Raw genomic sequence first — 13,143 nt, 5'->3', positions numbered from 1 at the left:
CATTTATGTAAATTTTCTCTGGCAACTTAAATATATTTACATAGGTTATTAAACTCAGAATCAACATTGGAGCTAATATAGTCACAATAAATATTGATTTTTTACTTTTCATTTGTCTCTCCTCCTTTGCTTCTGTATTTAACTTTCCCACATCAAAAAACTTATATGCTGTTATAACAATGTTAAAGTTTTAAATTTTTAATATATATAACTTTAAAAATATAAAAGACTAAAATCATGGTAATAAACCATGATTTTAGTCTGTTCATATTCTTATTATCTTATGTATTAATCATAAGCGTTTTTTTAATTTCTTCTTTTTTCAAATCGGCAAAGGCTACCATTTCAGAAGCATTTTCTAGTGTTACATCACTTACATCATCTCCACTAGTCATCTTTGCAATTTCTTTTATTTTTTCATACTTATTTAGCGTTCTAATTTTAGTATATGTTTTTCCATTTTCTACATCTTTTGATACAAAATAATGGCAATCAGAAAGAGCAGAAATTTGTGGTAGGTGAGTTATACATAACACTTGATGATTAACTGAAACTTCATACATTTTTTCGCCTACACGTTTAGCTATATTTCCACTTATACCAGTATCAATTTCATCAAATATTAATGTTGGTATCTTATCTTTGTCCACAAAAACGCATTTAATTGCTAGCATAATTCTTGAAAGTTCTCCACCAGAAACTACTTTTTCTAATACCTTTAATGGCTCACCTGGATTAGTTGAAATCATAAATATTACATCATCAAAACCTCTTTGATTAAAGGAATTGGACTTTTCTATTAAAATTTTTATTTCAGCCTTTTCCATACCAACGTAGTTTAATTCTGATTTTATCTTTTCCTCTAAGAATGATGCTTTTTCAACTCTAATATTATGCATTACTTCAGAAACGCTCTTCATTTTTTCTTCTATTTTAATTTTTTTATTATTTAATTCATTAATTATTTCTTCTGAGTTTACAAGTTCATCATATTGCTTCTTTAACTTATCTAAATAGTTAAGTACCTCTTCAATAGACTCACCATATTTTTTCTTATATAAACTAATTTCGTATATTCTTGAATTAATTTTCTCTAATTCAAATTCATCATAATAAATTTCTGAAGACATATCTCTAAGTTCCCTAGATATTTCTTCTAAATTATATAATGATTCCTCTACCTTTTCTCTTTTTTCCTTTATCTTATCTAAATGAGCTTCCACTCTTGATAGCTCATTTACCACCTTAGATATGCCCTCCACAACGGAAATACCTTCCATAGGGCTTTCTAATATCCCATAAGACTTACTTAAGGCTAAAGATATTTTTTCTGCATTAGAAAGTAAATTAAATTCTTCTTTTAGATTTTCTTCTTCATCAATTTTTAAATTTGCCTTTTCAATATCATCTATTTGAAATTTAACGTAATCTATTAATTTTTCTCTATCAGTGTTACCGTTTAACTCCTTTATCTTTTCATTTATTGAGTTATACTCACTTTGATACTCTTGAAAAATCTTTAAATTATCCGTTAGTTCATTACCTATAAAATCATCTAAATATAAGATATGATAAGCTTTATTTAATAAATTTTGATTTTGATGTTGTCCATGTATATCTAATAACTTTTCCCTTATTCTCTTTAAATAAGAAAGTACTATAGATTTACCATTTATCTTAATTATGCTTTTACCTGAAATAGTTGTTTCTCTAGAAATTATTAATATTTCATCAGTTATATCAAGTTCATTTAGAACCTCATAAATATCTTCATTTTCAATAGAAAAAACCGCTTCAACAAAAGTCTTATCTTCACCATACCTTATTAAGTCTTTAGAAAACTTACCTCCTAAAACATAATCGATAGTATCTATTAATATAGATTTACCTGCACCAGTTTCACCAGATAATATATTAAACCCTTTTTTAAAATCAATGGATAATTCTCTTATTAATGCGAAATTCTTTATATTTAATTGTAATAACATAAAATCTCACCTTATTTATAAAATCATTTTTCTTACTTTATCAACAAGCTCTTCAGCCCTATCTAAGCTTCTAGCTAAAATAAATATTGTATTGTCACCAGCTATAGTACCAGCAACTTCAGTATCAAACAAAGTATCAATTGCTTCTGCAGCTGCAGATGCAGAACCTGTTAACGTTTTTACTACTACAAAGTTATCTACATTTTCAACAGATACAGCAGCATTAGCTAATATGCTAGATAACTTATCATTTATATCCTTAGATTCCTTAGATGAAGCAACATATTTATAGTTACCTGATGCCCCTTGCATCTTTATTAATTTTAAAATTTTGATATCTCTAGAAACAGTTGCTTGGGTTACGTCAAAACCAGCTCTTTTTAACTCATCAGCTAACTCTTCTTGAGTTTCTATATCTTTTTCGCTTATAATTTCTAGTATTTTTGTATGTCTTTTTGATTTCAAATTAATCACCTTCACAATCTTTCCAATTATTTATAATTTTTGCCCTCAAAACCTTAAAATAATCATAGTCATCAAATAAAATAATACTTGCATGCTCTTTTGATTTTCTTATACATATAGTTGCTTCATCTATATATCTTATTGCTTTCTGGCCATCAAAAATTATATTAAATTCTTCATCATTGTTCTCTATCTTAACTTCTATATTAGAGTTACTATTTAATACTATTGGTTGTACCCCAGTAGTATGAGCACATATAGGTGTTAAGGTTATTGCGTCTACAGTAGGATAAACAAAAGGACCTCCAGCTGAAAAAGAATATGCAGTTGATCCTGTAGGTGTAGCTACTATTAAGCCGTCACCCTTAAAAGTATAATATCTCGTACCATCAATGAAAATTTGAAATCTTATCATCCTAGATAAGCTTCCTCTGGATATTACAATATCATTTAGTGCTAAAGATTGCCCTTTATTAATGTCTTCTGGAATATTAGATTTTAAAAGTATTCTTTCTTCAACCCTATATTCTAAATCTCTTAATTTTTTAAAAGCTAAATCAATATCTGATATTTCTACACTAGATAAAAAGCCTAGATTGCCTATATTGATTCCTAAGATAGGAACATCTACCTTCCCATTAATCCCTCTAGCAACACTTAATATAGTTCCGTCCCCACCTAGAACTATAATAAGATCTAATGAGTCCTGAAACTCATAATTAGTGATATTGTAACTATCTACCATTACTATTTCTATGTTTCCGAAATACTCTATAAGTTTTTCTTTTACTTTTATAGCGCTTTCATTACTTTTATCCTTATCTAAGTTAATTGCAATGGCAACTCTTCTCATAATCATGCCCCCTGTATTTTCAGTTAACAATTAATAATTAACATTGGATGATTATAGATATAATTTTATCCAAATTAATTAAATTTTTTTTCAATTCACACTAAATATTTAACAATTATAGGTACAATTTATCATAGATTATTTATAATCTTCTCTATAATAAGTTATGAGACTGTTCTACTATTGTATCTACATTACTAATATCAAAATTTGTTTCTTTATTTTTATCTTTACTAAAGTAAACTAAGTATTCGATATTTCCTTCTGGCCCCTTAATTGGTGAGTAGCTTACGGCAAGTATATTTAAATCTTCTTTTTGAAGAGCATTTACTATATCCATTACTACTTCTTTATGAACAGCAATATCTCTAACTACCCCTTTTTTGCCTACTTTTTCTCTTCCTGCTTCAAACTGAGGTTTAATTAAGGCAACTACTTCTCCGTCATCCTTTAGAAGGTTTAATGTTGCCGGCATTATCTTCTTTAAAGAGATAAAAGATACATCAATAGATGCAAAGTCAACTTTTTCTCCAATGTCTTCAGTAGTAACATATCTTATATTCGTTCTTTCCATACATACTACTCTCTCATCAGTTCTTAGTTTCCAAGCAAATTGTCCATACCCTACATCTATTGAGAATACTTTACTTGCACCATTTTGTAGCATACAATCTGTAAATCCACCTGTAGATGCTCCTATATCCATACATACCTTATTATCTAATCCTAATCCAAATTCCTTTATTGCCTTTTCAAGTTTTAATCCACCTCTACTTACATAAGGAATTTCTTGTCCTTTAAAAACTATATCTGCCTCAATAGAAACCTTTTCTCCTGCTTTATCAACTCTTTGCCCATCAACAAAGATCTTTCCTGCCATTATGCTTGTCTTGGCTCTTTCTCTTGATGCAAATATTCCTTTTTCAACTAACAGTATATCAAGTCTTTCTTTTTTTCCAGACATCTTTATCTCCTTTATTTATTCAGTTCTATAACAGCTTTTGCTATTCCTTCCGGATCTAAATTATTCTCTTTATATAATAAGTTAACATCACCTTGATGAACAAACCTATTCTCATATCCCATAGCTTTAAATTTATTCTTAAATCCATTTTCATAAAGTTTCATAAGAACATAACTTCCAAAGCCACCACTAGTAACATTATCTTCTATAGTAATTACAGTATTATCAGTAGCTGCAACTTCTTTTAACACTTCCACATCTAATGGCTTTATAAATGTAGCATTTATAATAGTTGGATTTATTCCTTCTTTTAGAAGAAGTTCTTTAGCTAACAAGGTGTGTTGTAACATTTTACCTGAAGTTATTATAGTAATCTTTTCACCTGAATTTATCTTTTCCCATTTGCCATAATTTATTTCCTTTGTAGGTGTAATATCAATATTACTATCCCCACCTCTAGGATACCTAATAGCAACTGGACCATTTTGTTTTAATGCAAACTCTAACATAGGTTTGACTTCATCTGTATGCTTTGGTGCCAGTATAGTCATATTGGGAATTTGTGAAAGGTAAGAAATATCAAATATACCTTGATGAGTTTCACCATCTTCTCCAACTAACCCTGCCCTATCTATAGCAAATACTACTGGCATGTTTTGAATACATACATCATGAATAACTTGATCAAAAGCTCTTTGTAAAAATGTTGAATACACAGCAAAAACAGGCTTCATATTTGCAGCTGCAAGTCCAGCAGCAAAAGTAGTTGCATGTTGCTCTGCTATTCCAACATCAAAGAATCTATCCTTATAAAGGTTTGAGAACTCTTTAAGTCCTGTTCCATCTGGCATTGCAGCTGTTATTGCTACAACTCTTTCATCTTCTTTTGCTATTTCGATCATTGCATTTCCAAATGCTTTTGAATAGTTCATCTTGCTAGATGTATTAGATTCTCCACTTTCTAAATCAAAAGGACTTACTCCATGGTATTTATTAGGATTCTTTTCTGCAAGTTCATATCCTTTTCCTTTATTTGTAACTACGTGTATTATAACAGGCTCTTCTATCTCTTTTGCCTTTTCTAATACTTCATTCATAGTTTCTATATTATGTCCATCAATAGGACCTATATATTTCAACCCCATATCTTCAAATAACATTGAAGGCACTACAAATTGCTTAACACTATCTTTAAATCTTGAAATTACTTTAGCAAGTTTTTCACCTGCCTTTGAAGTCTTTAAAGTTTCATTTATATTTGATTTTAACCTATTATATCTAGGTTCCATTCTTAATTTATTTAAATGTGTTGATAACCCACCAACATTATCAGCTATGGACATCTGATTATCATTTAAAATAACTATTACTTTTGTCTTATTAAATCCTGCATCATTTAAAGCTTCCAAAGCCATACCACCAGTTAAAGCTCCGTCGCCAATTACAGCAATAACTTCATTCTTTTCTTTTTTTATGTCTCTAGCTCTAGCCATACCTAAAGCTGCTGATATAGAAGTACTGCTATGACCAGTATCGAAAGTATCATATTTACTTTCACATCTTTTTGGGAATCCACTTAACCCATTATATTTTCTTAAGTCTACAAATCTATCTTTTCTTCCAGTTAAGATTTTATGAATATAACATTGATGTCCAACGTCCCATACTATTTTGTCTTTCTCTAAATCAAAACTTTTAAATAAGCTTATAGTAAGCTCTACAACACCTAAATTAGAAGCTAAATGTCCACCAGTTTTAGATACACTTTCTATTAAAAAGTCTCTAACTTCTGATGCTAATACTTCTAACTCTGCCTTCGATAAATCTTTTACTCCTGAAGGAGAGGTAATATTATCTAATATTCTACCCATACTTAAACCTTTCTTTCTGTTAAAATTCCCTATTTAATAAATCTATAGTTAATTCTTTTAATTCTAAAGCTTCTACAGAAAGGCTATCTAACAATTCTATACATTCATTAGTCAAATTAACACATTCCCTTTCACAGTGCTCTAACCCAAATAGAGATATAAAATTTGACTTATTCTTATTCTCATCACAATTTATATTTTTACCTAATTTTTTCACATCACCAACAATATCTAAAATATCATCTTTTATTTGAAAAGCTAATCCAAGCTTCAACCCAAAATTATTTAGAATTTCAATATCTTCCTTAGAGGCATTAGCAAAAATAGCTGCTGCTACTACTGAAACCCTAATTAATTCTCCTGTTTTCTTATTATGCATATATAAAAGTTCTTCTTTAGAAATTGCTTTATCTTCATTTATTATATCAACAATTTGACCGCCAATCATACCTTCAGGTCCTGCTGCTTCTGCAATTTCCCTTGAAGCAAGCAAAGCATTTCCTCCATTATCTAAAGAAAATTTCATAAGTAAACTCATAGCTTCATTTAATAAAGTATCTCCAGCTAAGACAGCTATGTTTTCTCCAAATTTTTTATGATTAGTTGGCATACCTCTTCTTAAATCGTCATCATCCATACATGGCAAATCATCATGAATAAGAGAATAAGTGTGAATCATTTCAATTGCTGCTGCCATTTCTATTACATCTTTATAATTCTTATTATATAACTCTGAAGTTAATAAAAAAAGTAGAGGTCTAACTCTCTTTCCACCAATTAGTAAACTATAACTAGCAGAATCATATATAATCTTATTATAACTTCCTTTGTCCTTAAAATACAAATTTAAATATTCATTAATATAATCTCTATATAATTTAACCTTACTACTCATTTTTAAGCTCCACTTCCATATTTTCTTTTATTACAGTTATCTTGCCTTCTAAAGCATTAAGGGTCTTATATAGTTTATTAATTAATTTTATTCCGCCTTCATATTCCTTCATTAACTCTTCAAGAGGTAACTCGTTTTTTTCCATTTTATCTAAAATCCCCTGAAGATTAACTAGCATATCTTCATAACTTTCTTTTTTAGCCATAAATAATCTACTCCCTTTTACATTTAAATATTATTAGTAATTTTAGCCTTTACTCTGCCGTCTTTAAACATTATTTGAACTTCATCATTTTCTTCTATATTTTCTTTTGATGAAATAATATTCCCTTCATTATCCTCTACAATCGTATATCCCTTTTTAAGAACATTTAAAGGATTATGAGCTTCTAGCAAATCATTTAATGATTTTATTCTAAGTTTTTCTCTATCTATTCTATTACTAATTATTTCTTTCATTTTCTCATGACTTCTATCAATTTCTAAAAAGGAATTAGATATTAACACCTCTGGACTATTTAAATTTAAAATTCTTTTGATATTTAATAATTTTTCCTTTTGATATTCTATTTCACTAATAGTTATATTATTAATCTTATCAAGACTATCTTCAATAAAATTCCTAATATCACTTTCAAGTGGCACAGCAACTTCTGCTGCTTGAGAAGGTGTAGCTGCTCTAAAATCACTTACAAAATCAGAAATAGTGTAATCTACTTCATGACCAACTGCTGAAATTATAGGTAATTTGGAATTAAATATTTCCTTTGCTAATGATTCTTCATTGAAGTTCCAAAGCTCCTCTAAGGAACCTCCTCCTCTACCTATAATTATTGTATCAACATTCTTTTCCTTATTAAAATATCTTATTCCTTCTATTATAGTTTTATAAGCACCTTCCCCCTGAACTACTGCTGGATATAAAACTATGTCTACTAAAGAACTTCTTCTTTTAGTTACATTAATTATATCTCTAATAACAGCTCCAGTCTCTGATGTTACAACACCTATCCTATTGGGAAATCTAGGTATAGGCTTTTTATTTATTAAATCAAAGTATCCTTCTTTTTCAAGCTTCTTTTTAAGCTCTTCAAATTTAATATGAAGTTCCCCTAAACCTTCTTTTTGCAAGCTATCGATATATAATTGAAGTGACCCAGTTCCTTGATAAATTGAACACCTCGCCTTTGCAACAACCTGCATACCGTCCTCTAATTTAAAATCTAAAGAATATGCATTTCCTTTAAACATCACACAGTTGACTTTACTTACTGAGTCTTTTAAAGAAAAATATATATGTCCACTACTATGGTATTTTAAATTAGATATTTCACCCTTTACAACAAGGTTGCTTAAAATGAAGTCATTATCTAATATCTTTTTTATATAATTATTAACTTCACTAACAGTTAATGCTTTAATTTTCATTGTTTTCTAACGCCTCACAAGCATTCTTAATAAGTAATGTAGTAGTTAACGCACCTACTCCACCTGGCACTGGAGTTATCATATTAACCTTATCAGAAACTCTTTCAAAATCTACATCTCCAGTAATTTTCCCATGTAAAGATGAAGTTCCTACATCAATTACTATAGAATTTTCATTAATAAAATCTTCATTTAGATATTTAGGTCTTCCCATAGCTACAACTATTATATCTGCATTCTTACATATATCTTGTAAGTTCTTAGTCCTAGAGTGGCATATAGTTACTGTAGAATTTTTATTTAGTAATAATTGTGACACTGGCTTACCTACTATGTTGCTTCTTCCAATTACAACTACATTTTTTCCTTCTAATTCAATTTCATACTTTTCTAATAAAGTTATAACTGAATTAGGGGTACAAGGTAAAAATACCTTTTCACCGCAATATAGCTTACCTTGGTTTTCATATGTTAAACAATCAATATCTTTATCTGCTGATATGGCATTAATAACTTTCTTTTCATTTATTCCCTTTGGTAGAGGTAGTTGAAGTATTATCCCATCTACAATTTTATCATTATTTAATTTTTCTATTTCATCAATTAAATGATCTTCTGATATAGTTTCATCTAATAATAGCTTTTCAAAATCTACCCCAAGTGAAGTAGCCACCTTTTCCTGATTATTTATGTAAAATACTGACCCACCATCATTACCTACTAAAATTGAAACTACTTTTGGAACCTTCAATCCTTTTTCTTTTCTATTATTTACAAAACTCCTAATTTCCTCTTTAACCTCCAAGGATACTTTTCTTCCATCTATAATAATTCCCATAAAACCGCCCCCCTTACCTTTCCTATAAGCTCTTAAACGCCTTATCTAATACTGCATTAATAAATGAAACACTCTTTTCATCTGAATATTTTTTTGTAATCTCAACAGCTTCATTAATTGCAACGCTTCCTGGTACATCCTCTTGATATAACATTTCTGCTATTGCAAGCCTTAAGATTGAAAGATTAACCTTTGATATTCTTTCAAACTTCCAATTAGTTAGTGCTCCTTCAATCTTTTTATCTATTGCTTCTTTATTTTCTTCTACTTTAGATAATATTTCCTCTATGTATTCTAAATCTATAGTACTTAGCTTCATTTCAAAGTCTTCTTTAAATGTAGAAATAGTTTCTTCTAAGCTGTTTTTACTTAATGTCATCCCAAATAATAATTCCATTGCTATTTCTCTCGATTTTTTTCTATTCATTATATCCTCCTAAGTGTTGTTAATAATAGTATTATTAATTATTAACCGTTTCAAACTTTCTAATCATAAATATACTACAACAAATTTATTTAAAGTACAAGAAAATACCCTCTGAAAAATCAGAGGGTTAAATTAATTTTCTTTTCTGTCTTCTTTCTCAGTTTTTGGTACGAAAATGCTTTGAACATTTATATTAACTGAAGAAACTTTTAATCCTGTCATAGTTTCAACCGTCCTCTTAACATTTTCTTGAACTGCACCAACAACTTCTGGTATCTTAACGCCATATTCAACTGCTAAGTTTAAATCAATTATAGCATAATCTTCATTTAATGTTACTCTTACATTTTTCCCAAGGTTTTTCTTACCTTTTAACAATTGTGATATGTTGCTACCAACTAGGTGTTGTAAATCTTCTACACCATTTATTTCTTCTGCCGCAATTCCAGCTATAACACTAACAACCTCATCAGAAATTTTAACAATTCCTAAGTTTTCTTCATAGTTCATATTATTCATACTAATACCTCCTAAGTGTTTCGAAAACAAAACTCTATCATATGTTAATTATAACAAAGCACAGTTTATATTACAATGTATTTATTTTTTAGGGTCTATTATAATATCACTTATTCCTGATACATTTTCTGCGATTTCTTGAATTGAAGCAGTTGCTGCATCATCAAGTTCATCAGCCTTAATTACTATTCTCACTTTGCTTCCGTCTATTGAACATAATACATCTTCGTAGCCCTTATTTTTTATGCCAACTTCTATTCTTGACTCTTTATCCATTAACGTTGTCTTTTCTAGCCTGTTGTTAGTTGCAAGATCCTTAGCCTCTTGTGAAGTGTTTGCATCTGCAATTAAAGCATCTAAGTTTTGTAATGTAATTGCATCTTCTTTCTCTTTTTCACTTCTTAAACTAAAGAAGTAATCTTGGCTACCTAAAGTTTCTTTATCTTTATCCTTATCTTTGTCTTCTTCTGTACCTTGTTGAGAAATTACTTGACTGAAATCTGTTGGATCATTTAAACCAGTCTTGTTTATTTTTGCTGCTATAACTCCTACACATACTATAAGAGCCATAAGTGTAAAAATAATTCCAAATTGTTTTTTTGTCATAAATCTTCCCTCCATCTATTTTACATTTTATTATATGCTAGCTTTTCTTAGGATATACATTGACTTTATCTATAGATATTCCATAAAGACTAGATACAGCAACTTGTATATCATATTTAACCTTAGCACTACTAGCGCCATCTGCAACTATTAATACCCCTGTAATTTCAGGTTTATTAACTTGAAGAATATATGGTTCATTTTTAGAGCCATCCCCTGCCATTACTACTTTACTTCCTCCATTTTGTGTTTCATTAGTCCTTTTTCCTCCTTGACTATCTGTTTCTTCTGTAACAGTTTCTTGTGTAGTTTCTTCTGTAGCAGGTACTTTCACTTCTCCACTTTTGAAATAAATCATTACATCTACTTCTCCAACATTATCTATACTAGAAAGGAGTTTCTTAAGTTCGGCTTTTTCATTTTCTTCATAGTTATTAATTGTTGCCTCTGCATTTTTTTCTAGTTCACCTCTTGCATTGCTGCTAACCTTTGTACTTGTATCTTCTGCTGACTCTTTCTTCCTACTATTAGTTATAAAGCTAATAGCTAGTAATACAAACGCTAAAATTAAAACAACAACAACTATGTTTAAAAACTTTTTATCATTTACTATTTTAGCTATATCTTTTTTTATATCACCCTTACCCATTTTCTCACTCCCATTAACTTAATCTATATACTGATATTTTATCTTCAGAAATTTTAAGAGTATCTTTTATAAATTCAATTATTTCTTGCTTATTCTTTATATTTTCACTATTTGTAGACACTTCTGTACTTTCTTCTTCATTAATTACTATTTTTTCGATATTTAAAATCCCATTATCTTTTACACCAACTTCTATTTTTTCAATCGAATACTCTATATTATCCATATCTACATCCCCTTGAATCTTTACTTTAAAGTCAGAATCACTATATTGTTCCTTTAAAAGCCTATTTAAATTATCTTCTATATTATTAAGTACAACCTCACTCCTACTATCCTTACTTTCTTCAAAAGAACTTGATACCTCTGTTTCTTTATTTGGCATAGATAAATAGCTATCAATTTTACTTACTAATAGTTCTTCTCCACCACTTAAGAAATTTATAAGGGGAGATATCATTACAGCAATTAAAATGCAGCCTAATACAAATCTAATATATTTTTTCATACTATTTTCAGGAGATATTAATTCAATTGCAGAAATTAATATAAGCATAGTAACTAGAGTTATAACAAATCCCTTTATTTCTTCCACTCTTAGCAATCACCCCCCTATTACAAATTTTCCTGCTGACGCCATAATAGCAAGTAAAACAAAGAACATTAAACTTACAGAAAGTACACATGACATAATTAGTATTAACGAATCTCCTGCTGATGCTATAGAACTAGTTATTCTTTTATCACTAATAGGCTCAATAAGAGCTGCTGTCAACTTATATACAAAGGATATTAACAAAAGCTTTATAACTGGATATAACATCATTAATACAATTACTACTAGTCCAATTGTGCTAACTGCATTTTTTATAATTAAGGAATATCCTGCTACAGAAGAAATTGCATCTGAAAAGGCTTTTCCTACTATAGGAATAAAGTTATCTATAGCAAACTTAGCTGTCTTTAAAGTTACAGCATCTATTGTAGATGAAGTAATCCCTCTGACAGTAAGCAATCCAATAAATAGTGTTAAAATAATTCCTTGCATCCAAACTGTGATTTGTTTAGTTAATTTGCATAAGTTACTAATTTTATATTCCGTTGAAATATTATTTGTAAATTCTAATACAAAAGTAATTAATATCAACGGAATAATCACACTAGTATAAATTCTAGGTACAAATATCGTTGCTGCCATAATTATAGGATCCATTGTTGCTGCTTGACTAAACCCTCCTATAGTACCAAGCATCATAACCAGTACCGGCATTACAGCTCCCATAAAGTCTGATAAACTCTTTATTATATCTACCGCTATAGTAATTGACACAATAAAGCTTCTTGACAAAATTATAATAAGTATGGAATAGCATGCAAAAAAAGCAACATTAGATATACTTTCATTTGAAAAAGCTGATTGTAAATTCTTCAAAAGTGAACATATAAGTGCAATTACAATTATGCTTATAGCTAACGAAAGTACTGTTTTAACTTCTTTAAATGCAAAACTTAGTAACGCATTGCTAATTTCTTTTATAGATAAACTACTTTCACCATTTTGTATATATTCCTTTATATATTGAACTGGATCTAAATCATTCATTATTTCTACATCTGATTTAATATTATTTATATAATTA

15 protein-coding genes are annotated in these 13,143 nt (G+C 29.1%); all 15 read right to left on the bottom strand.

Annotation, left to right across the window (positions count from 1 at the left end; translation table 11 throughout):
- Positions 1–281 precede the first annotated feature (281 nt).
- Positions 282–1,988 (bottom strand): DNA repair protein RecN, encoded by a 1,707-nt coding sequence (gene recN, locus E6248_RS06905; protein ID WP_316340083.1) that lies wholly within the window; start codon positions 1,986–1,988, stop codon positions 282–284.
- Positions 1,989–2,003: 15 nt separating this feature from the next.
- The gene (locus tag E6248_RS06900; protein ID WP_136005446.1) at positions 2,004–2,453 is read right to left on the bottom strand and encodes an arginine repressor; all 450 of its coding nucleotides are present in this window, start codon (positions 2,451–2,453) and stop codon (positions 2,004–2,006) included.
- Between the two features lies 1 nt (position 2,454).
- Entirely contained in the window at positions 2,455–3,306 is an 852-nt protein-coding gene (locus E6248_RS06895) for an NAD(+)/NADH kinase (RefSeq protein ID WP_316340082.1), read from the bottom strand.
- A gap of 154 nt (positions 3,307–3,460) precedes the next feature.
- A complete protein-coding gene (locus tag E6248_RS06890; protein WP_316340081.1) occupies positions 3,461–4,270 on the bottom strand; it encodes a TlyA family RNA methyltransferase in 810 nt (269 codons plus the stop codon).
- Between the two features lie 11 nt (positions 4,271–4,281).
- On the bottom strand, positions 4,282–6,141 hold the full coding sequence (gene dxs, locus E6248_RS06885; RefSeq protein WP_316340080.1) for a 1-deoxy-D-xylulose-5-phosphate synthase: 1,860 nt from the start codon (positions 6,139–6,141) through the stop codon (positions 4,282–4,284).
- A 19-nt stretch (positions 6,142–6,160) separates the two neighbouring features.
- Positions 6,161–7,036, bottom strand: coding sequence for a farnesyl diphosphate synthase (locus tag E6248_RS06880; RefSeq protein ID WP_316340079.1), 876 nt, complete (start codon positions 7,034–7,036; stop codon positions 6,161–6,163).
- On the bottom strand, positions 7,029–7,241 hold the full coding sequence (gene xseB, locus E6248_RS06875; RefSeq protein ID WP_316340078.1) for an exodeoxyribonuclease VII small subunit: 213 nt from the start codon (positions 7,239–7,241) through the stop codon (positions 7,029–7,031). The genes E6248_RS06880 and xseB overlap by 8 nt, the downstream gene beginning before the upstream one ends.
- A gap of 23 nt (positions 7,242–7,264) precedes the next feature.
- Positions 7,265–8,464 (bottom strand): exodeoxyribonuclease VII large subunit, encoded by a 1,200-nt coding sequence (gene xseA / locus E6248_RS06870; RefSeq protein ID WP_316340077.1) that lies wholly within the window; start codon positions 8,462–8,464, stop codon positions 7,265–7,267.
- On the bottom strand, positions 8,454–9,302 hold the full coding sequence (locus E6248_RS06865; protein ID WP_316340076.1) for a tetrahydrofolate dehydrogenase/cyclohydrolase catalytic domain-containing protein: 849 nt from the start codon (positions 9,300–9,302) through the stop codon (positions 8,454–8,456). Before E6248_RS06865 ends, xseA begins: the two co-directional genes overlap by 11 nt.
- Positions 9,303–9,324: 22 nt before the next feature.
- Complete coding sequence (gene nusB / locus E6248_RS06860) at positions 9,325–9,729, bottom strand: transcription antitermination factor NusB (RefSeq protein WP_316340075.1); 405 nt, start codon at positions 9,727–9,729, stop codon at positions 9,325–9,327.
- A gap of 132 nt (positions 9,730–9,861) precedes the next feature.
- Positions 9,862–10,248, bottom strand: a complete 387-nt coding sequence (locus E6248_RS06855; protein ID WP_316340074.1) for an Asp23/Gls24 family envelope stress response protein — start codon at positions 10,246–10,248, stop codon at positions 9,862–9,864.
- Positions 10,249–10,329: 81 nt separating this feature from the next.
- Entirely contained in the window at positions 10,330–10,854 is a 525-nt protein-coding gene (locus tag E6248_RS06850; RefSeq protein ID WP_316340073.1) for a SpoIIIAH-like family protein, read from the bottom strand.
- A 37-nt stretch (positions 10,855–10,891) separates the two neighbouring features.
- On the bottom strand, positions 10,892–11,503 hold the full coding sequence (gene spoIIIAG, locus E6248_RS06845) for a stage III sporulation protein AG (protein WP_316340072.1): 612 nt from the start codon (positions 11,501–11,503) through the stop codon (positions 10,892–10,894).
- A gap of 13 nt (positions 11,504–11,516) precedes the next feature.
- Positions 11,517–12,098 (bottom strand): stage III sporulation protein AF, encoded by a 582-nt coding sequence (spoIIIAF, locus tag E6248_RS06840; RefSeq protein ID WP_316340071.1) that lies wholly within the window; start codon positions 12,096–12,098, stop codon positions 11,517–11,519.
- A 9-nt stretch (positions 12,099–12,107) separates the two neighbouring features.
- A partial coding sequence (gene spoIIIAE / locus E6248_RS06835; RefSeq protein ID WP_316340070.1) for a stage III sporulation protein AE occupies positions 12,108–13,143 on the bottom strand: 1,036 nt, incomplete at its 5' end.

Origin of the sequence: Clostridium sp. (assembly GCF_032552055.1) — a bacterium.
In the GTDB taxonomy this organism is placed as follows: Bacteria; Bacillota; Clostridia; order Clostridiales; family Clostridiaceae; genus Clostridium.
The sequence above is the reverse complement of the archived record's forward strand: the minus strand, read 5'-3'. Positions and strand labels throughout refer to the sequence as shown.